The 18,071-nt window shown below is 67.5% G+C and carries 17 protein-coding genes and 1 tRNA gene; 5 read left to right on the top strand and 13 right to left on the bottom strand.

What is annotated here, in order from left to right:
- The first annotated feature begins 40 nt into the window (after window positions 1-40).
- Window positions 41-1,522 (top strand): serine hydrolase domain-containing protein, encoded by a 1,482-nt coding sequence (locus AC2S9W_RS11430; protein WP_486570859.1) that lies wholly within the window; start codon window positions 41-43, stop codon window positions 1,520-1,522.
- Window positions 1,523-1,558: 36 nt separating this feature from the next.
- Here AC2S9W_RS11430 and AC2S9W_RS11425 read toward each other — a convergent pair whose 3' ends face one another.
- From AC2S9W_RS11425 to ccmC, 8 genes are all read right to left on the bottom strand, one after another.
- Entirely contained in the window at window positions 1,559-3,490 is a 1,932-nt protein-coding gene (locus tag AC2S9W_RS11425; protein ID WP_067110093.1) for a potassium transporter Kup, read from the bottom strand.
- A gap of 75 nt (window positions 3,491-3,565) precedes the next feature.
- The gene (locus tag AC2S9W_RS11420) at window positions 3,566-4,216 is read right to left on the bottom strand and encodes a tetratricopeptide repeat protein (protein ID WP_076075795.1); all 651 of its coding nucleotides are present in this window, start codon (window positions 4,214-4,216) and stop codon (window positions 3,566-3,568) included.
- Window positions 4,213-4,641, bottom strand: coding sequence for a cytochrome c-type biogenesis protein (locus tag AC2S9W_RS11415; protein ID WP_076075797.1), 429 nt, complete (start codon window positions 4,639-4,641; stop codon window positions 4,213-4,215). The genes AC2S9W_RS11420 and AC2S9W_RS11415 overlap by 4 nt, the downstream gene beginning before the upstream one ends.
- Window positions 4,638-5,168 carry a DsbE family thiol:disulfide interchange protein gene (locus AC2S9W_RS11410; RefSeq protein ID WP_076077927.1) on the bottom strand — a complete coding sequence of 177 codons (531 nt, stop codon included), beginning with the start codon at window positions 5,166-5,168 and terminating at the stop codon, window positions 4,638-4,640. Before AC2S9W_RS11410 ends, AC2S9W_RS11415 begins: the two co-directional genes overlap by 4 nt.
- Window positions 5,165-7,132 (bottom strand): heme lyase CcmF/NrfE family subunit, encoded by a 1,968-nt coding sequence (locus AC2S9W_RS11405; protein WP_076075800.1) that lies wholly within the window; start codon window positions 7,130-7,132, stop codon window positions 5,165-5,167. The genes AC2S9W_RS11410 and AC2S9W_RS11405 overlap by 4 nt, the downstream gene beginning before the upstream one ends.
- Window positions 7,133-7,265: 133 nt before the next feature.
- On the bottom strand, window positions 7,266-7,703 hold the full coding sequence (ccmE, locus tag AC2S9W_RS11400; protein WP_076075802.1) for a cytochrome c maturation protein CcmE: 438 nt from the start codon (window positions 7,701-7,703) through the stop codon (window positions 7,266-7,268).
- On the bottom strand, window positions 7,700-7,855 hold the full coding sequence (ccmD, locus tag AC2S9W_RS11395) for a heme exporter protein CcmD (protein WP_076075805.1): 156 nt from the start codon (window positions 7,853-7,855) through the stop codon (window positions 7,700-7,702). Before ccmD ends, ccmE begins: the two co-directional genes overlap by 4 nt.
- Entirely contained in the window at window positions 7,852-8,604 is a 753-nt protein-coding gene (gene ccmC, locus AC2S9W_RS11390; RefSeq protein WP_076075807.1) for a heme ABC transporter permease CcmC, read from the bottom strand. Before ccmC ends, ccmD begins: the two co-directional genes overlap by 4 nt.
- 282 nt (window positions 8,605-8,886) lie before the next feature.
- Here ccmC and AC2S9W_RS11385 point away from each other — a divergent pair, with 282 nt between their 5' ends.
- Window positions 8,887-11,502, top strand: a complete 2,616-nt coding sequence (locus tag AC2S9W_RS11385) for a TonB-dependent receptor plug domain-containing protein (RefSeq protein ID WP_486570858.1) — start codon at window positions 8,887-8,889, stop codon at window positions 11,500-11,502.
- Between the two features lie 36 nt (window positions 11,503-11,538).
- Here AC2S9W_RS11385 and AC2S9W_RS11380 read toward each other — a convergent pair whose 3' ends face one another.
- The 4 genes from AC2S9W_RS11380 to AC2S9W_RS11365 all read right to left on the bottom strand — a co-directional run bounded on the left by AC2S9W_RS11380 (window position 11,539) and on the right by AC2S9W_RS11365 (window position 13,505).
- Window positions 11,539-11,892 (bottom strand): YbaN family protein, encoded by a 354-nt coding sequence (locus AC2S9W_RS11380; protein WP_067110067.1) that lies wholly within the window; start codon window positions 11,890-11,892, stop codon window positions 11,539-11,541.
- Window positions 11,893-12,020: 128 nt separating this feature from the next.
- Window positions 12,021-13,070 (bottom strand): Glu/Leu/Phe/Val family dehydrogenase, encoded by a 1,050-nt coding sequence (locus AC2S9W_RS11375; RefSeq protein WP_067110064.1) that lies wholly within the window; start codon window positions 13,068-13,070, stop codon window positions 12,021-12,023.
- A 94-nt stretch (window positions 13,071-13,164) separates the two neighbouring features.
- Window positions 13,165-13,323 (bottom strand): hypothetical protein, encoded by a 159-nt coding sequence (locus AC2S9W_RS11370; protein ID WP_169799682.1) that lies wholly within the window; start codon window positions 13,321-13,323, stop codon window positions 13,165-13,167.
- Between the two features lie 105 nt (window positions 13,324-13,428).
- Window positions 13,429-13,505 (bottom strand) — tRNA-His (locus AC2S9W_RS11365).
- 102 nt (window positions 13,506-13,607) lie between these two features.
- On the opposite strand from AC2S9W_RS11365, the gene AC2S9W_RS11360 reads away from it, so the two are divergent.
- Window positions 13,608-14,288: a prolyl hydroxylase family protein gene (locus tag AC2S9W_RS11360; protein WP_244857909.1), complete on the top strand. Its 681-nt coding sequence runs from the start codon at window positions 13,608-13,610 to the stop codon at window positions 14,286-14,288.
- Between the two features lie 125 nt (window positions 14,289-14,413).
- Entirely contained in the window at window positions 14,414-15,034 is a 621-nt protein-coding gene (locus tag AC2S9W_RS11355; protein WP_486570857.1) for a hemerythrin domain-containing protein, read from the top strand.
- Between the two features lie 208 nt (window positions 15,035-15,242).
- Here the strand turns inward: AC2S9W_RS11355 and AC2S9W_RS11350 are convergent, their stop codons facing one another.
- A complete protein-coding gene (locus AC2S9W_RS11350) occupies window positions 15,243-15,995 on the bottom strand; it encodes an SIMPL domain-containing protein (protein WP_424539469.1) in 753 nt (250 codons plus the stop codon).
- Window positions 15,996-16,129: 134 nt separating this feature from the next.
- Between AC2S9W_RS11350 and AC2S9W_RS11345 the strand changes: the two genes are divergently transcribed.
- The gene (locus tag AC2S9W_RS11345) at window positions 16,130-17,911 is read left to right on the top strand and encodes an ABC-F family ATP-binding cassette domain-containing protein (RefSeq protein ID WP_486570856.1); all 1,782 of its coding nucleotides are present in this window, start codon (window positions 16,130-16,132) and stop codon (window positions 17,909-17,911) included.
- Window positions 17,912-18,071 lie beyond the last annotated feature (160 nt).

The following is an 18,071-nucleotide window of genomic DNA, read 5'->3' as shown; positions in this document are numbered from 1 at the left end:
TCGCTCGACGGATATTTTCGTTCGCCAGAGAGGTTCCTTCATGTCGCGACGCTGGATTTGGCACGCCACCCTTGGCGCCGCGCTGCTCGGCTCCCTCGGCCTGCCGTCGGCAGCTTTTGCCCAGACGTCGCCGCAAACCGCCTATAACGTCCCGACGGAGCAACTCGCCGGCCTCGCCGATTTCATCGATGGCGTGATGGCCCAGCAGATCGCGACGCGCGAGGTTGCGGGCGCGGTCGTCATCGTCGTTCATCAAGGCCGCGTGCTGCTCGCGCGGGGCTATGGCTTCGCGGACGTCGACCAGGGCGTCCCGGTGGACCCGCAACGGACCCTGTTCCGGCTGGCCTCCGTGTCCAAGCTGTTCACCTGGGCGGCGCTGATGCAGCAGGTCGAGGCCGGCCGCGTCAGCCTCGATGCCGATGTGAACGACTATATCGACTTTCCCATCCCGCCGTTCGAAGGGCAGCCGATCCGGGTGCGCGATCTGATGGCGCATACGCCGGGCATGAGCGATACGGGCAGAATCACCGCACGGTCGGTCGACGAACTCGTCCCCTATGGCGATTGGCTGAAAGCGCATGTCCCGCAACGGCTGTGGCCCGCGGGCACCAAGATATCCTATTCCAACTATGGCGCGGCGCTGGCCGGCTATATCGTCGAGCGGGTTTCGGGCGAACCCTTCGCCGACTATGCCGAACGCCACCTCTTCGCGCCGCTCGGCATGGAATCGGCGAGCTTTCGCGAGCCCCTGCCCGCCCCGCTCGCCCCGCGCGTGGCCAAGGGCTATCGGCTCAGGGACGGGCGTTTTGTCGCAAAGCCGTTCGAGCTGTACAGCCAGATCATGCCCGGCGGTTCGGGAACCGCAAGCGCCCCCGATGTGGCGCGGTTCATGATGGCGATGCTGAACGGCGGCGCGATCGGCGCGGCGCGAATCCTGAAACCCGAATCGGTCGCGCTGCTGATGCGCGATTCGCATGCCAATGCCCCCGGCCTGCCCGGCATGGCGCACGGCTTCTTCGTCATTCGCAACGCCGGACCGCGCCTCGTCGGCCATGGCGGCAATACCGTCGATTTCCATTCGCGCCTGATCCTCGCCCCTGAAGCCGGCCTCGGCATCTTCGTGTCCGAAACCGGCGGGCCGGGCAGTTATGGCGCGCGTACCGAATTGACGGACGCGCTGATCGGCCGGATCTTTCCGCAAAAGCCGGCGCCGCGCGCCGCCGCGCCCGCGGGCGAGGTCGTGCCGGTCGGTGCCTATCGCACCAACCGGCGTAACTATAATGTCCCCGTCAAACCCGACCGCGACCTCTGGATCAGCGCCGCGGGCGCCGATGCGATCACCGTCACGCGCCAGAAATCGACGACCTATTGGGAACGGATCGGCCCGCTGCTGTTCGAACAGGTCACCGGCGCGCGTGCGGGCGGCCCTTATGAACAATTGCGCTTTTATGGCGAGGACGGACGCTGGCGCTTGTCCTTCTCCTCGCAGCCCCACGTCGCCTATCATCGGGTTCAGCCCTGACCGATCGGGGCCGCGCACGTCCAAACAGGACAGAATCTAAATCGCGACCTGGCTGCCCAGTTCGACGACGCGGTTGGTCGGTAGGCGGAAATATTCCATCGCGCTTTCCGAATTGCGCAGCATCCACGCGAACAGTTTCTCGCGCCAGATCGGCATGCCGGGCTTGCTCGCCGCGATCAGCGTCTGGCGCGACAGGAAGAAGCTGGTCTCGATCATCCGGAATTCGCCGCCGCAACTGGTGACGCGCTTCAGCGCCGCGGGCACGTCGACGGGCTGCATGAAGCCATAGTTCAGCACCAGCCGGTGGAAGCCCTTGCCCAGATCCTCGAGCAGGCAGGAATTCTCCTCCTTCACGAAGGGCACGTCGGCGATCTTGACCGTCAGCAGGATGATCCGTTCGTGCAGCACCTTGTTGTGCTTGAGGTTGTGGAGCAGCGCGTGCGGCACCCCGTCGGCGGTGGAGGTCATGAACACCGCGGTGCCGGGGACACGCGTCGCGCTGTCGGCGGCGGACTTCACGAACACCGGGATCGGCATCGCGCCTTCGGCCATCCGCTGCTGCATCAGCTTGCGCCCGCGCGACCAGGTGGTAAGCATGGTGAAGATGCTGAGGCCGATCGCCAGCGGCACCCAGCCGCCGTCGGGAACCTTGATCAGGTTGGCGGCGAAATAGGCGATGTCGACGACGAAGAACAGCACGAGCAGCGGCACCGCCTTCCACGCCGGCCACTTCCACAGCATGAACAGCACGACGCACATCAGACAGGTGTCGATGAACATCGCGCCGGTCACCGCAATGCCATAGGCCGCGGCAAGATTGCTCGACGATCCGAAGAAGAGGACGAGGATGATGACCATCGTCATCAGGAACCAGTTCACGACCGGGATATAGATCTGCCCCGCCGCAGAAGCGCTGGTATGTTCGACGCGCAGGCGCGGGATGAAACCGAGCTGGATCGCCTGCTGGGTCAGGGAGAAGGCGCCGGAGATCACCGCCTGGCTGGCGATGATCGTGGCGGCGATCGCCAGCATCACGACGGGAATGCGCCAGCCTTCGGGCATCATCAGGAAGAAGGGATCCTGGATCAGCCCGAGCCGCTGTCCCAGATCGGCCTCGAGCACCATCGCCCCCTGCCCCATATAGTTGAGCATCAGCGCCGGCAGCACGAAGCAGAGCCACGACAGGCCGATCGGCGCGCGGCCGAAATGGCCCATGTCGGCATAGAGCGCCTCTGCCCCCGTCACCGCGAGGACGACCGCGCCGAGCGCGATGAAGGCGGTGAACCCGTCGTAATAGAAGAATTTCAGCGCATTGATCGGGTTGATCGTGTGCAGGATGATCGACGGATGATCGACGATATGCGTCACGCCCAGCACCGCGAGCATCAGGAAATAGGCGAGCATGATCGGGCCGAACAGCGCCCCGACCTTTGCCGTCCCGCGCGATTGCAGCGCGAAGATGCCGATCAGGATCGCCAGCGCGATCGGCACGATATAAGGCTCGAACCCCTCGTTGACATAGCTCAGCCCCTCGGTCGCCGAGAGCACCGACATAGCGGGGGTGATCATGCTGTCGCCATAGAAGAGCGCGGTCGCGAACACCCCCAGCAGCACGATCGGCCAGGTCCAGCGCGCCTCGCCCGACGAGCGGCTGATCAGCGCCAGCAGCGCGAGGCTGCCGCCCTCGCCCTTGTTGTCGGCCTTCATGATCGTCAGCACATATTTGAAGGTGACGACCAGCATCATCGACCAGAAGACCAGGCTGAGCACGCCATAGATGTGCAGCCGGTCGGCGTCGATCGAATGATGCCCGGCGAAAGTTTCGCGAAACGCGTAGAGCGGGCTGGTGCCGATGTCGCCGAAAACGACGCCGATCGCGCCGACGGCCAGCTTGATCCGGCCGTCGCCGGCGTGCCCGTGCGGCGCGTGGCCGGCACCCGCGTCTCCTTCGACGGCCATGCCGGTCATCCCCGCCGCCTGTTGCGACTCAGCAGTCATGCCGCCGCCTTTAGACGAGCCCGTTGCGGTCGAATAGCATCGAAATCACGGCCCGTTCCCGGCTTCGGACGGCAGCTGCGGCCCCATCGCGCGGCGCAGCTGGTCCAGCCGCATTTCGAGGTCGGCGCGCCACGGCGCATCGGCCGGCGAGCGGGCGAGAAGCCCGCTCCACACCGCATCGGCCCCGCGCAGGTCGCCGCTCTGCGCCATCGCGAGCCCGGCGAAGAAGGGCGGCGCCGGGTGGGTCGGATCGCGCTTCGCCGCCTCGTCGAAGGCAAGCGCGGCGGCGGGCGACATCATCCCGCCGCCGTGCGCGACGAGCGCGTTGCCCAGCCCAACCCACAGGTCGACATTGTCGGGATATTTCTGCAGCCCTTTCTCGAGCGTTTGCGCCGCCAGCGCGGTCTTGCCGGTGCGCGCGAAGCCGTCCGACATCGCGAGCCACTGCGCGGCGGGGCCGAAGCGGTCGGCCATCCCCTGCCGCCGGTCGGTGATCGCCTCGCCGAATCCGTCGGGCTCCTCGGGCGCCGCCACCGGCTTGCCCGGCAGCGCCGGGCTGCCCTGCAACGCATAGCCCGCGAGCCCCAGCATCACCGCCGCCGCCGCGAGCGGCCGCGCCGCGGCGGGCACCCGGCCGAACCAGGCGATTCCCCCGGCCGTCACCGCCGCGACGAGCAGGAGCCACAGCCAGATCACGCCTCGCCCCCCTCTTCATCCGTACCGCGGCGGAAACGGCCGAAGGCCAGCCAGCCGCCGAGCGCGAGGAACAGCAGCGGCCCCAGCCACAACAGCGCGGTCGCGGCGTCGAAGGGCGGGTCATAGCTGACCCAATTGCCGTAGCGCGCGATCAGCCAGGTGCGGATCGCATCGGGGCTTTCGCCCGCGGCGATCTTGCTGCGCACTTCGTGCCGCATGTCGCCGGCCAGCGGCGCGTCGCTGTCGGCGATCGACTGGCCCTGGCAGACGAGGCAGCGCAGCGTTTCCATCAGCGCCTTCGCCTGCGCCTCCTGCGCGGGGTCGGCGAGCTGCTGATAGGCATAGGGCGCGGGCGGCAGGCGGTCCTGCGCCATGGCGGGGAACGCGAAAAGCGCCGCCAGCAGCAGCAGCAGACGGGCGCTCATTTCATCGCCTCCAGCCTGGCGACGATCTCGGGCACATTCTCGGCAAGGATCACGCCCTGAATCTGCTCGCGGATGATGCCCTTGCCGTCGATCAGGAAGGTTTCGGGCACCCCCGACGATCCGAGCGCGATCTGGACGCTGCTCTGCATGTCGGCACCGATGCGGTCGAACGGATTGCCGTTCTCGCGCAGGAAGGCCGCGACATCCTCCGGCCGGTCGCGGATCGCGATGCCGTCGATCGGCACCCCCGCCGCCTTCAGCGCTTCGAGCTGCGGCGCCTCGGCGCGGCAGGGGATGCACCAGCTTGCGAAGACGTTGACCAGCCGCGGCCGCCCGTCGGCGAGCTGGCTGCTCCTCAGCCCCTCGACCCCCGCGGTCGCGGGCGGCAGGTCGAACAGCGGCATCGGCTTGTCGATCCACTGCGACCGGATCAGCGTGTCGTTGGGCGTCACCAGCCGATAGACGAAGGCGCCGAACAGCAGCCCCATGATCGCCAGCGGAACGAACAGCACCCAGCGCGACCTCATGCGAACCGCTCCTGTTTCCTGCGCGCGCGCCGGGCGCGCCATAGCGCGAGCAACTGCGCGCGGCCGAGCAGCGCCAGCGTCCCGCCGACGGCGATCAGCCCTCCGCCCAGCCATATCCACCACACCAGCGGTTTCCACCACAGCCGAAGCTGGTAGCGGTCGGCGCGGCCGTCGGCATCGGTCACCGGCTGCCCCAGCACCGCATAAAGCTGCCCCCCCGGCCGCGTCAGCAACGCCGCCTCGTTCGTCTCGGTCGGCGGCGTGCCCATCAGCCCGGGAAAGGTCCGCGCCGCCGGGCGCATCGTGAAGCTGTCGCCCGAAGACGTCGTGGCGACGAGCGTGCCCTCGATCGCGGTGTAATTCGGCCCGGCGACCGGCTGCACGCCGACGAATTTCACCGCGAAATCACCGACTTTGACCGTCTCGCCCGGCGCCGCCGCGACGAGCCGTTCCTTGATGAAGGCGCTTTCGGCGGCCATTCCCGCCAGCGCGACCGCGACGCCGAAATGCGCGATCACCATTCCCCAGGTCGGCAACGGCGTGCGGCGCAGGTTGCGGCCCCACAGCGGGGCGAGGCTCGCCACGCCGACGACCGCCGCGACCGTCATGCCGAGCAGCGGCAGCACGCCGACATGGCCGCCGAACAGGACGAGCCCGAACAGCACCGCCGCCCCGGCCAGCACCGCCGCGGGCAAGCGCGACCACAGCTTCCGGCCGTCGTCGCGGCGCCAGTTGAGCAGCGGCCCCGCCACCATGACGAGGCAGAGGATCAGCGCCAGCGGCCCGGCGACGCGATTGTAATAGGGCGGCCCGATCGAAATCTTCTCCCCCATCGCCTCTGCGACGATCGGGTAGAGCGTGCCGAGCAGCACCAGCGCGAGGATGGTGGTGAGCAGCAGATTGTTGATGACGAGCGAGCCTTCACGGCTGAGCAGCGCGAATTTCTTGCCCTCGGCGACCGCCCCGGCGCGAAAGGCGAAAAGCGTCAGCGCGCCGCCGATGTAGAGCGCCATCAGCACGAGCAGGAAGGTGCCGCGTTCGGGATCGACGGCGAAGCTGTGGACGCTGGTGAGCAGGCCGGAGCGCACGATGAAGGTGCCGACCATCGACATGGAGAAGGCGATCACCGCGAGCATCACCGTCCAGGCGCGCAGCGCGTTGCGCGTCGCGGTGACGCTGACCGAATGGAGCAGCGCCGCGCCCGCGAGCCACGGGATCAGCGACACATTTTCGACCGGATCCCAGAACCACCAGCCGCCCCAGCCGAGTTCGTAATAGGCCCAATAGCTGCCCGCGGTGATTCCCAGCGTCAGGAAGATCCAGCTCCCCAACACCCATGGCCGCATCGCGCGCGCGAAGGCCGGCCCGATCTCGCGCGTCACCAGCGCGCCGACCGCGAAGCTGAACGCGACCGACAGGCCGACATAGCCGATGTAGAGCGTCGGCGGGTGGAAGGCGAGGCCGGGATCCTGGAGCAGCGGATTGAGCCCCTGCCCATCGGGCGGCGCGACGGGCAGCCGCTTGAACGGGTTCGACGAAAACAGCAGGAAGGCGAAGAAGCCGAGGCTGAGCGCCGCCTGCGCCGCGAGCGTCGCGATCAGCGTATCCTCGCGCAGCCGCTTCTCGAACAGCGCGACAAGCGCGCCCGACAGGCCGAGGATCGTCAGCCACAGCAGCATCGATCCTTCGTGATTGCCCCACGCGCCCGCGACCTTGAACAGCATCGGTTTCAGGCTGTGGCTGTTGCGCGCGACCAGTTCGACCGACATGTCGGACCGCACGAACAGCGCGATCAGCACGCCGAAGGCCGCGGCGGTCAGCGCACCCTGCGCGACGCTGGCCGGGCGCACCAGCGCCGCGAGTTCGCCCTTGCCGCTGCGCAGATAGACGATCGCCGCGACCAGCGACAGGCAGGCCAGCGCCGCCGCGATCCACAACAGGGCCAGGCCGAGTTCGGCGATCATCGCGCCGGCCCGCCTGTCCGAAGCTCGTCGTTGCGAGGAGTGCAGCGACGAAGCGATCTCCCGCCATCGCCATGGCAGGCCGCATGCCGGAGATTGCTTCGCTCCGCTCGCAATGACGGGATTCGAGAGACCCTCATGCCGCCGGCGCCGCTTTCCCGGTCTTGGGCGGGTGGCTCATCTGCGGCGGGACATAGCGCTCGTCATGCTTGGCGAGGATGCGGTCGGCGACGAAGACGCCGTCGGCGCGCATCCGGCCGTCGGCAATCATCCCCGAATCCTCGGCGAACAGGTCGGGGACGATGCCCTTGTATTCGACCGGCACCGACGCTTCGCCATCGGTGGCGACGAAACGGATCGTCAGCCCGTCGGGCTGCCGCCGGAGACTGCCCGACGCGACCATGCCGCCGAGCCGCATCGCCTCGCCGGTGGCGGCGGCGCCCGCCGCAACCTCCGTCGGCGTGCGGAAATAGGCCGCCTCGTCGCGCAGCGCGCTCGCGGCGAGCACCCCGGCCCCCGCGACGCCGACCAGCGCGACCAGCGCCAGGATCAATCGTTGATGCTTCGCTTTCATGTCCGATCCCTGCGTAGCGCGTCGCTGCGGCGTTCGGCCTTGCGCATCGCGCGCCAGCTATGCCCCAGCACCGCCGCGATCAACAGCGCGGTCAGCGCATAGGCGGCGACGACATAGGCCCATTGGCCGCTTCCGCTGATGACCCCGGTCACACCCCGCTCCCTTCGTCGTCGGCGAGCCGCCGCAGCCGCGCCGCGACGCGGTTGTCGGCGATGATCCGCCGCATCCGCATCAGCACGATCGCCCCGAACAGGAACGAAAAACCCAGCAAGGTCAAGCCCAGCGGCCACAGCAGCGCACCGTCGATGCTCGATCCGCGCACCGTGATGCTCGGTCCCTGGTGCAGGCTGTTCCACCACACGACGCTGCGGTTGATGATCGGGATGTTGATCGCCCCGACCAGCGCATAGACGGCGGCGCCGCGCGACAGCGATCCGCCCTGCCGCTGGCCCCCATTCCCACCGGCATCGCCCATCGTCAGCGCGATGAAGCCCGCATAGAGAAAGAGGAGGACGAGCATCGAGGTCATCCGCCCGTCCCATTCCCACCAGGTTCCCCACGTCGGCTTGCCCCAGATCGACCCGGTCGCGAGGCAGAGCGCGGTGAACAGCATCCCCGGCACCGCGATGGCGCGCGCCGCGATCCCCGCGAGCGGGTGGCGCCAGACGAGCTGCACGAGCCCGCTGACCGCGAGCGCGGTCCACCCCCCCATGCCGAGCCATGCGGCGGGGACATGGACATAGAGAATCCGCGCGGTCTCACCCTGCTTCGCCTCGCCGGGAACCACCGCCAGCCCAGCCCAGGCCCCGGCAAGCAACAGCACGACGCCAAGCCCCAGCAGCCACGGCGTCAGCGGACGCGCGATCGCCAGAAAACGGGTCGGATTGGCATAGGCGTGCATGGCGCGCGAAGCCTTAGGCGAGCCGGCAACGCCGGTCCAGCCTGTAGGTGGCCGCGGCGGCCGATTTGCTCGCTATGCGCGCCGCTTTCGCTGCCGCGCCGAAGCCGTTCCGGTCCGGCCATGAAGATCAAGGCGCGGGCCACCTGTGTCAAATTTGCAACAATTCCGACAAAAGCACGGAAAATCAGCCCGATTCTTCAAACCATGGGTGGAAACCGCCCGCCTCCCTCCCAATCTGGCAGCGGATCGGGCCCGACGGACCCGCAACGACAGGGGAAAACCATGCGTACCACTCAGCTCTCCACTCAGCTCTCCACCTTCGCCCTCGCCGCCGCGCTCGTCGCGGGCGGCTGGACCACGCCCGGCTTCGCGCAAGAGGGGGCCGACGAAGCCGCCGACAGCGCGACGATCATCGTCACCGGCACGCGCCGCACCGACCGCACCATCGCCGACAGCACGGTGCCGATCGACGTCATTTCGAGCGATTCGCTCCAGAACAGCGGTTCGACCGAAACCAACCGCCTGCTGGGCCAACTCGTCCCCTCGTTCAACTTCCCGCAGCCGTCGCTGACCGACGGCACCGACTCGCTGCGCCCGGCGACGCTGCGCGGTCTTGCGCCCGACCAGGTGCTCGTGCTGGTCAACGGCAAGCGCCGCCACCTGTCGTCGCTGCTCAACCTCAACGGTTCGGTCGGCCGCGGTTCGGCGGGTGTCGACATGAACACGATTCCGCCGCTCGCGATCGAGCGGATCGAGGTGCTGCGCGACGGCGCCGCCTCGCAATATGGCTCCGACGCGATCGCGGGCGTCATCAACGTCCAGCTCAAGAAGAGCGTCGGCGGCCGCGCACAGATCAGCTACGGCAAATATATCACGACGATGGAGGACGTGGAGCAGGTCGCGAACGTGCTGCCGACCACCGGCGCGTCGGACAATCCGGCGATCAGCTTCACCGGCAAGGACCGCAAGCGCCGCGACGGCGAAACCTATACCATGGCGACCAACATCGGCCTGCCGGTCGGCGACAGCGGCTATCTGAACTTCACCGCCGAATATAAGGACCGCTCGCCGACGAACCGCTCGGGCGCCGACCTGCGCCGCAACTATGCGGCGGCGGGCGATCCGCGCGAAGTGACGATCGACCGTTACTGGCACCGTTTCGGCGACGGCGAATCGAAGGACATGAACTTCTTCTACAATGCCGGCATGGACGTGGGCGCCGATTGGGAGCTCTACAGCTTCGGCAGCTATGGCGTGCGCGACGGCAATGGCGCGGGCTTCTATCGCCGCGCGCTCGACCCGCGCAACGCCGACTGGGACAATGGCGGCGCGCCGATCTACGCCGACGGCTATCTGCCCTATATCACCAGCGAAATCCGCGACATCGCCTTCACCGGCGGGCTGCGCGGCATGGCGGGCGGCTGGAACCTCGACCTGTCATTCGGCTATGGCTCGAACCGCCTCGACTATGGCGTGGAGAACACCGTCAACGTCTCGCTCGGCGGCAATCATAGCCCGCGCAAGTTCGACGCGGGCGGCATGCGCTACGGCCAGATGGCGGTGAACTTCGACGCCCAGCGCGACCTCGACCTCGGCTTCGGCGATACGTCGCTGGCGCTTGGCGCCGAGTGGCGGAACGAGAATTACAAGATCGTCGCGGGCGAACCGGCCAGCTATGCAGTCGGCCCCTATTTCTACACCAACGGCGCCGGTGTCGGGTCGCAGGTGTTCGGCGGCTTCATGCCCAGCTCGGCGGTCGACAAGTCGCGCGACAGCTTCGCGGGATATGTCGAGCTCGACGCCGACCTCAGCGACATGTTCAACGTGCAGGCTGCTGGCCGCTATGAGCATTTCTCCGATTTCGGCGATACGGTGAACGGCAAGCTGGCGGCGCGCTTCGAGCCCGTCGACGGCCTCGCCCTGCGCGGATCGGTCTCGACCGGCTTCCGTGCCCCGGGCATGGCGCAGCAGTATTTCTCGACCACCTCGACGATCAGCCAGGGCGGAACGCTGGTCGAAGTCGGCACCTTCCCCGTCTCGTCGCCGATCGCGATCGCGCTCGGCGCGCAGCCGCTCAAGCCCGAAAAGTCGGTCAACTTCGGCGGCGGCCTGGTGTTCGACATGGTGCCGGGGCTGAACGTGACGGTCGATTACTACCGGATCAAGATCAAGGACCGCATCACGCTGACCGAGACGCTGTCGGGAGCGGACGTCCTGGCGCTTCTGCAGGCCGCCAATGTTCCGGGAACGTCGGCGCGCTTCTTCGTCAACGGCGTCGACACGCGTACGCAGGGTCTCGACATCGTCGGCAGCTATCGCGTTCCCGATTTCGGTCTCGGCACGCTGCGCCTGAACGTCGGCTATAATCTGAACGACACCAAGATCACCGATCGCCGCGTCTTCAGCGCCTTCACCGCGCAGCGCCTGTTCGCGCGGCAGGAATCGCTGCGTCTGACCGACGGTCAGCCGAGCAACAAGTTCAACGCCGGACTGACGTGGGACATCGGCAAGTTCGGCATGACGCTGAACGCCAATCGCTACGGCAAGGTGTTCCTGCCCGACAGCGTGACGGCCGTGGCGGCCGACGGCAACCCCGTCACGCTCAACAATCCCGCGATCCGCGACGACATCCGCATCGCGGCGGGCGACGCGCCGGGCGACATCACGCTGTCGCCGAAGTGGGTGGTCGATCTGGAAGTCCGCTTCCGCCCGGTCCAGCCGGTGCAGATCGCGGTCGGCGCGAACAACCTGCTCGACGAATATCCCGACCGCCTGCCCTTCGGGCTGGTGAACGGGGTCGATTATGGCGCGAACAACAGCTTCCTGCCCTATTCGTCCTTCTCGCCGTTCGGGTTCAGCGGGCGCTTCGTCTATGGGCGCGTGTCGGTCGATTTCTGACCGCGCGGCCGGATGGAAAATCGGCGAGGCCGGGAGCTATGCTTCCGGCCTCGTCCATATCCAGCTTCCGGTGACGGCGGCGGCGATCACCGGTGCCATCACCCACGGCCATGGCGAAAAGATCGCCGCCAGCACGATGCTGAACGCGAAGGCCGCGGTCGCGGCGAGCTTGCCCCGGCGGCTGATCGCGCCCTTTTCGCGCCACGCGACGATGTGATGGCCGAAGCGCGGATGCGTGATCAGCCAGCTTTCGAGCCGCGGCGACGAGCGCGCGAAGCAGAAGGCGGCCAGAATGACGAAGGGCACCGTCGGCAGCAGCGGCAGGAAGGCCCCCAGCGCGCCGAGGCCCAACGAAGCCCAGCCGCTGACAAGAAAGAAATGCCGCTTCATCGCGCGCTGGCTTAGCGGAAATCATAGGCCGCGCCAGCCGGCAATCGTCGCCCAGCGAAAGCCGGGGCCGCTATCGGCATGGCGTAACGGTTGCAAGCGGCCCCGGCGTTCGCTGGGGCGGCGTTGGTCTATCCGCGTCCGATCAGCGCCTGCGCCATACGGTCGGCGACGTCCGACGCGGGGGTGCCGCTGGCCCGGCTCTCGGCCCAGATATCCGCGAGCCGTCCCGGAATCTGTCCGATGCGGCGCTCGACTTCCTCATGGCTGCCCTGCCCCAGATATTCGAGCGCGACGTTGATGATGCCGCCGGCGTTGATCACATAGTCGGGCGCATAGACGATGCCGCGATCGTGCAGGCGCTGGCCGTCGGCCTCGGTCGCGAGCTGGTTGTTCGCGGCGCCCGCGACGATCGACACCTTCAGTTTCCCGATGCTCTCCTCGGTCAGGATCGCGCCGAGCGCATTGGGGCTCAGCACGTCGGCCTCGACCTCCATGATCGCCGCCGAATCGGCAAGGTCGGCGCCCAGTTCCTCGGCAAGCGCCTTCGCGCGGGCGAGGTCGACGTCGGCCAGCGTCAGCACCGCGCCCTCGGCCGCCAGCCGTCGCGCGACCCCGGCGCCGACGCTGCCGACGCCCTGCACCGCGACGCGCACGCCGCTGGCGCTGTCGACGCCCAGCTTTTCGCGAATCGCCGCCTTGATGCCCAGATAGACGCCGAGCGCGGTCAGCGGACTCGGGTTGCCGCCCACCTTGTCGCCAGCCGCCGGAAGGCCGCTGACATGGCGTGTCGCGCGCGCGATCTCGACCATGTCGGCGACCGACATGCCGACATCCTCGGCCGTGACATAGGCGCCGCCGAGCGATTCGACCGCACGGCCGAAGGCCGCGAGCAGTTCGGGGCTCTTCGCCTGCCCTTCCTCGGCCAGGATCACACCCTTGCCGCCGCCCAGCGGCAGGCCCGCCATCGCATTCTTGTAGCTCATGCCGCGCGACAGCCGCAGCGCATCGACGATGGCATCCGCCTTGTCGGGATAGCGCCAGTATCGCACTCCGCCAGCACCGGGGCCGAGATGCGTCGAATGCACCGCAACGACCGCCGTCAGGCCGCTCGCCCGATCTCGGAACATGTGGACATGTTCATGATCGTCGAAATCGGCAAAATCCCAGACGGCGGACATGGCAGAACCTCATATTCAAAAATTACGCATATGCGTAATAAAGAAACAGAGGTGTAAAGTCACGCCGTTTTGCGTCCGAGGGCGCGCGGTCGGCTCACACATCGGCCATCGCGCGCCGCGCGGCCATGCGCCGGGCATGATCGCCGAACTTTTCGCTGCCATAGGCCAGAGCCGAGATGCCGTTGACCTTCCACGGCTTGCAAAGTTTGCAACCGGCCCGCTGGTTTCGGGATCTGCCGCGCTTGTGATGCATGCGAAGTCTCCCCGGCGGCCGCCGGAACACTCGTCAGCAGCCGTGAAAGCGGGTTCATTTGAACCTTAGGCTCCCGGTATTTTTCGAGCTAAGTTCTTAAAAAGCTGGGGCGACCGATGGGACTTGAACCCACGACCCCCGGTACCACAAACCGGTGCTCTAACCAACTGAGCTACGATCGCCACATGCCGGGCGTAACGCCATCGACAGCGCGCGGCGATAGGCGGGGGACCGCTGTTCGTCAAGCATTGTTCGCGGGCACCGCGGCCGGTAAAAGCCGCGGCATGGCTGGAAACGAGCATGTCGACATGGCGACCTCCGGCGCCGACCGCACCGCCGAGCGGCTGGCCGTGGTGCCCGGCATCCGGCGCGCGCCGAGCCCGAAGCTTGCGCAGTTCATGCTGCCGCATTTCCTCGATGCCGAGACCTGCGCCGCGCTGGTCGAGCGGATCGATGCGGGGGCGCATCCCTCGACCATCGCCGACCCCAACGGCGACACGGCGTTTCGCACCAGTTCGACCTGCGACCTCAATCATCGCGACCCGCTGGTCGCCGCGGTCAACCGGCGACTCCACGATCTCACCGGCATCGCGCCCGAATATGGCGAGCCGCTGCAGGGCCAGCGCTACGACGTCGGCGAGGAGTTCAAGGCGCACACCGACTATTTCGATCCGCACGGCGCCGATTGGGAAACCTTCTGCGCGGTGCCCGGCCAGCGAAGCTGGACGCTGATGATCTACCTCAACGAACCCGCGGCGGGCGGCGCGACGCGCTTCCTCGCCACCGGCAAGCTGCACCAGCCCGAAACCGGCAAGCTGCTCGCGTGGAACAATGTCCGCGCCGACGGCACCCCGAACCCCGACACGCTCCACCACGGGATGAAGGTGCGCAAGGGGCGCAAATATATCATCACCAAATGGTTCCGCGAACGGCCGTGGCCGTGGGCGGACGGGGAACTGGGCTGACCGCCGAACAGCAGGGCCCGCCCGATCCGGAACCGCTTGCCCGAACCGGCGTTGAAAGAGCGTTCGGCAATCGCCGAAAGCCTTTCGCCCGCGCAGCGTCGCGGGTGCCATGATGGGAGGGTGGAATGACCGCACGAGCAGCCGTCCGCAGCACGGCGAAACGCAAACCGGAACAGCAGGCCAAGAGCGAGGCGATCGCGAAAGCCCGGGCGGTCGCGCCCGACGTGGCGGCGCGCATCGGCAGCACGCCGCGGACGAAATTCCGCGGCGACGCCGACATATTCGGCCGCCTGGTCGAGGATCACGACCGCCATCGCGCGCTGCTGGCGATGATCGAGGAGACCGAGGGCAAGTCGCCCGACCGCCAGCGGCTGTTCCGCGAATTGACCAAGGAGCTGAAGGCGCATGCGGCGGCCGAAGAACAGGCGCTGTGGTCGAGCGTGCTGCGCGATCCCGAGACCACCGACTTCGCGCGCCACGCGATCGCCGAGCACAAGGAGATCGACGACATGCTCGCAGACCTCGCCGCCCGCGACATGGCGTCGTCCGGCTGGCTGCGGCGGTTTGCGGGATTGAAGGACGAATATCTCCACCATATCCGCGAAGAGGAGCAGGAGCAGTTCGTCGCCGCCGAGGCGCATCTGAGCGCCACCGACGTCCGCTACATGCGCCGCGTCTTCAACCGCCGGAAGCGCGAGGAAAAGGCGGCCGCCAAGATCGAGCGGAAGATCAAGCTCAAGGACTGACGCATCGCGGCGGCGTTGCGCAATATCTTCCGGCTACGCCCCTCCCCTCGTATATATCCGCCTGCAAGTGCGGTCCTGCTCCCCGGCGAAAGCCGGGGTCCACGCAGGGCAGCGCTACCCTTTCTGGACCCCGGCTTTCGCCGGGAAACGAGGCCCTGCCGGAAAAGGGACACCCCTCCCCCGGAGGGGAGGGATCGCTTCGAGCGCTTTACCGCACCAGTCGATACTGGAAGCTCAGCGTCAGCGTGTTGCCGACCTGCCCCGGCTCGACCGGCGCCTTGGCCATCTCCGCCTGCGCGACCATGCCGCGCGCATAGGGCATCGGCGGCTGCGGGCCCGAAAAGCCGCCTTCGCCGATCGACACCAGTTCGGCGCCGCGATAGCCCGCGAGCCGCGCATAGTCGGCCGCCTTCGCCTCGGCCGCCTTGATCGCCGCGCCGCGCGCGCCGACCAGCATCGCGTCGGGGTCCTTCATCGCGAACCACGGCCCGTCGATATTGGTGCCGCCCGCCGCGACGAGCGTGTCGAGCAGTTCGCCGATCCGGTCGATCCGCGCCGTCGTCGCGCGCACGCTGTTCGTGACCTGATAGCCCAGGAAACGCGGCGGCTGGCCGTCGGTGCGATTGCTGTAGTCATATTGCGGCGACAGGTTGATGCCGCTCGTCTGAATGTCCTCGGCCTTGATCCCGGCCTTCTTCGCCGCCGCGATCAGCTTGTCCATCGCCGCCGCATTCGTGCGCATCGCCTCGACCGCGGTCGGCGCGGTCGTCTGGACGCCGGCGCCGATCGTCGCCTGGTCGGGACGCGCCCGCACCTCTTCGTTGACGCTGAAGGAAAGAATCGGTCCCTGCGCCGTCGCTGTCGTCACCGTCGAACCTCCTGCCCCTTGCTGCGCGATCGCGGGCGCCGCGGCCGCCAGCATCCATCCGGCAACCATAGCGGTGAGCATCTGCTTCGTCATGTCATTCTCCTGTTCACCGGAGGTCCGGTTCCTGATGATCGTCCCCCCGTAACGCCGACGGAGCGAACCCGTTCCGGCCTTTGACCGCGCGGCGCTTGCATGAGGCTGAACGGACCGGTAGCGAGCCGTTCATCATGGCGGCACCGATCTTATCTTATGAAGGCCTGGGCCTGGTGCAGGGCACCGGCTGGCTGTTCCAGGATCTCGACATCTATATCGGCGCGCGCGACCGGCTGGCGCTGATCGGCCGCAATGGCGCCGGCAAGACGACGCTGCTCAAGCTGCTCGCCGGCCACATCGAACCCGACAAGGGCAAGCGCACCATCGTCCCCGGCACCCACGTCGTGCTGCTGGAGCAGGAACCCGACTTCACCGGCCATGCAACGCTGATGGACTATGCGACCAGCGGCGACCACGCGCCCGAGGCGCATGAAGTCGCCGCGATCGCCGACCAGCTCGGCATCGACATGGACCGCGCCGCCGCCAGCGCTTCGGGCGGCGAGCGCCGCCGCGCCGCCATCGCCCGCGCGCTTGCGCAGAATCCGGACGTGCTGCTGCTCGACGAGCCGACGAACCATCTCGACCTTGCGGCGATCGACTGGCTCGAATCCTGGCTGTCGCGCTTCACCGGCGCCTTCGTCGCGATCAGCCACGACCGCACCTTCCTGACCCGTCTGACGCGCCAGACGCTGTGGCTCGACCGCGGCAGCATCCGCCGCAAGGAAATCGGGTTCGGCGGTTTCGACGAATGGACCGAGGCGGTGTTTGCCGAGGAAGCCCGCGCCGCGCAAAAGCTGGATTCCAAGCTTCGGCTGGAGGCGCACTGGCTGGAGCGCGGAGTCACCGCGCGGCGCAAGCGCAACCAGGGGCGACTGGAAAAGCTCAAGGAAATGCGTGCGACGCGCGCCGCGATGATCGGCGGCCCCGGCGTCGCCAAGCTGGGCCTCGCCAACGACGACGTGCGGTCCAAGTCGGTGATCGTCGCGGAGAATATCTCCAAGACGTTCGGCGACCGCACGATCATCAGGGATTTCACCTTTCGCGTCCAGCGCGGCGACCGCATCGGCATCGTCGGCGCGAACGGCGCGGGCAAGTCGACCCTGCTCAAGCTGCTGACTGGCGAGATCGCGCCCGACGAAGGCACGGTTACGCTTGCGCCGACGCTGGACGGCATCGTCATCGACCAGCAGCGCAGCCTGCTGTCGCCCGAAAAGAGCGTGCGCGACATCCTCGCCGATGGCGGCGACTGGGTCGACGTGCGCGGGGTGCGCAAGCATGTGCAGGGCTATCTGAAGGATTTCCTTTTCGACCCCTCGGTCGCCGAGGCGAGCGTCGGCGCGCTGTCGGGCGGCGAGCGATCGCGTCTGCTGCTCGCGCGCGAATTCGCTCGCGAATCGAACCTGCTCGTCCTCGACGAGCCGACCAACGACCTCGACCTCGAAACGCTCGACCTGTTGCAGGAGGTGATCGCCGATTATCAGGGAACGGTGCTGCTCGTCAGCCACGACCGCGATTTCCTCGACCGCACGGTGACGGTGACGCTGGGTCTAGACGGATCGGGCAAGGTCGACATCGTCGCGGGCGGCTATGCCGACTGGGAGGCGAAGCGCAGCAAGCCGGCGGCCGCGAAGGCCAGGACGGCCACGAACGGAACCGCCCCGCCGCCTCAGCCGCAAGCACGCAAGAAACTGAGCTACAAAGACCAGCGCGACTACGACCTCCTGCCGGCCCGCATCGAGGAGATCGAAGCGGAAATGGCAAGCATCGAGACCGAACTGTCCGACGGCAGCCTGTTCACGCGCGACAACGCGCGCTTCACCGCGCTGACGACGAAACTCGACACGTTGCGCGACGAAAAGGCGGCGGCGGAGGATCGCTGGCTGGCGCTCGCCGAGGAAGTCGAGGCACTGGGATAACGTCGACTTAGCGGGGTAAGCGGCCATCCCCTTCTTTTGCTATGAAATGCAGAATGTCGTGTTCCGGTCGTTTTCCAGCTTTCGTCATCCCGGACTTGATCCGGGATCCATTCTTTCGGCGCTGCGGGAATGGATCCCGGATCAAGTCCGGGATGACGAT

Source organism: Sphingopyxis sp. 550B, assembly GCF_057401805.1.
This window is presented reverse-complemented; position numbering and strand designations above follow the sequence as displayed.

Bases quoted from the DNA above. Each gene is read 5' to 3' on its own strand.
- AC2S9W_RS11385 (WP_486570858.1), top strand. From the start codon at position 8,887: ATGCGTACCACTCAGCTCTCCACTCAGCTCTCCACCTTCGCCCTCGCC.
- AC2S9W_RS11360 (WP_244857909.1), top strand. From the start codon at position 13,608: ATGGCTGGAAACGAGCATGTCGACATGGCGACCTCCGGCGCCGACCGC.
- AC2S9W_RS11425 (WP_067110093.1), bottom strand. From the start codon at position 3,490: ATGACCGGCATGGCCGTCGAAGGAGACGCGGGTGCCGGCCACGCGCCG.
- AC2S9W_RS11350 (WP_424539469.1), bottom strand. From the start codon at position 15,995: ATGACGAAGCAGATGCTCACCGCTATGGTTGCCGGATGGATGCTGGCG.
- AC2S9W_RS11380 (WP_067110067.1), bottom strand. From the start codon at position 11,892: ATGAAGCGGCATTTCTTTCTTGTCAGCGGCTGGGCTTCGTTGGGCCTC.
- AC2S9W_RS11375 (WP_067110064.1), bottom strand. From the start codon at position 13,070: ATGTCCGCCGTCTGGGATTTTGCCGATTTCGACGATCATGAACATGTC.
- AC2S9W_RS11410 (WP_076077927.1), bottom strand. From the start codon at position 5,168: ATGAGGTCGCGCTGGGTGCTGTTCGTTCCGCTGGCGATCATGGGGCTG.
- AC2S9W_RS11345 (WP_486570856.1), top strand. From the start codon at position 16,130: ATGGCGGCACCGATCTTATCTTATGAAGGCCTGGGCCTGGTGCAGGGC.
- ccmE (WP_076075802.1), bottom strand. From the start codon at position 7,703: ATGAAAGCGAAGCATCAACGATTGATCCTGGCGCTGGTCGCGCTGGTC.
- AC2S9W_RS11415 (WP_076075797.1), bottom strand. From the start codon at position 4,641: ATGAGCGCCCGTCTGCTGCTGCTGCTGGCGGCGCTTTTCGCGTTCCCC.
- ccmC (WP_076075807.1), bottom strand. From the start codon at position 8,604: ATGCACGCCTATGCCAATCCGACCCGTTTTCTGGCGATCGCGCGTCCG.
- AC2S9W_RS11355 (WP_486570857.1), top strand. From the start codon at position 14,414: ATGACCGCACGAGCAGCCGTCCGCAGCACGGCGAAACGCAAACCGGAA.
- AC2S9W_RS11430 (WP_486570859.1), top strand. From the start codon at position 41: ATGTCGCGACGCTGGATTTGGCACGCCACCCTTGGCGCCGCGCTGCTC.
- AC2S9W_RS11370 (WP_169799682.1), bottom strand. From the start codon at position 13,323: ATGCATCACAAGCGCGGCAGATCCCGAAACCAGCGGGCCGGTTGCAAA.
- AC2S9W_RS11405 (WP_076075800.1), bottom strand. From the start codon at position 7,132: ATGATCGCCGAACTCGGCCTGGCCCTGTTGTGGATCGCGGCGGCGCTG.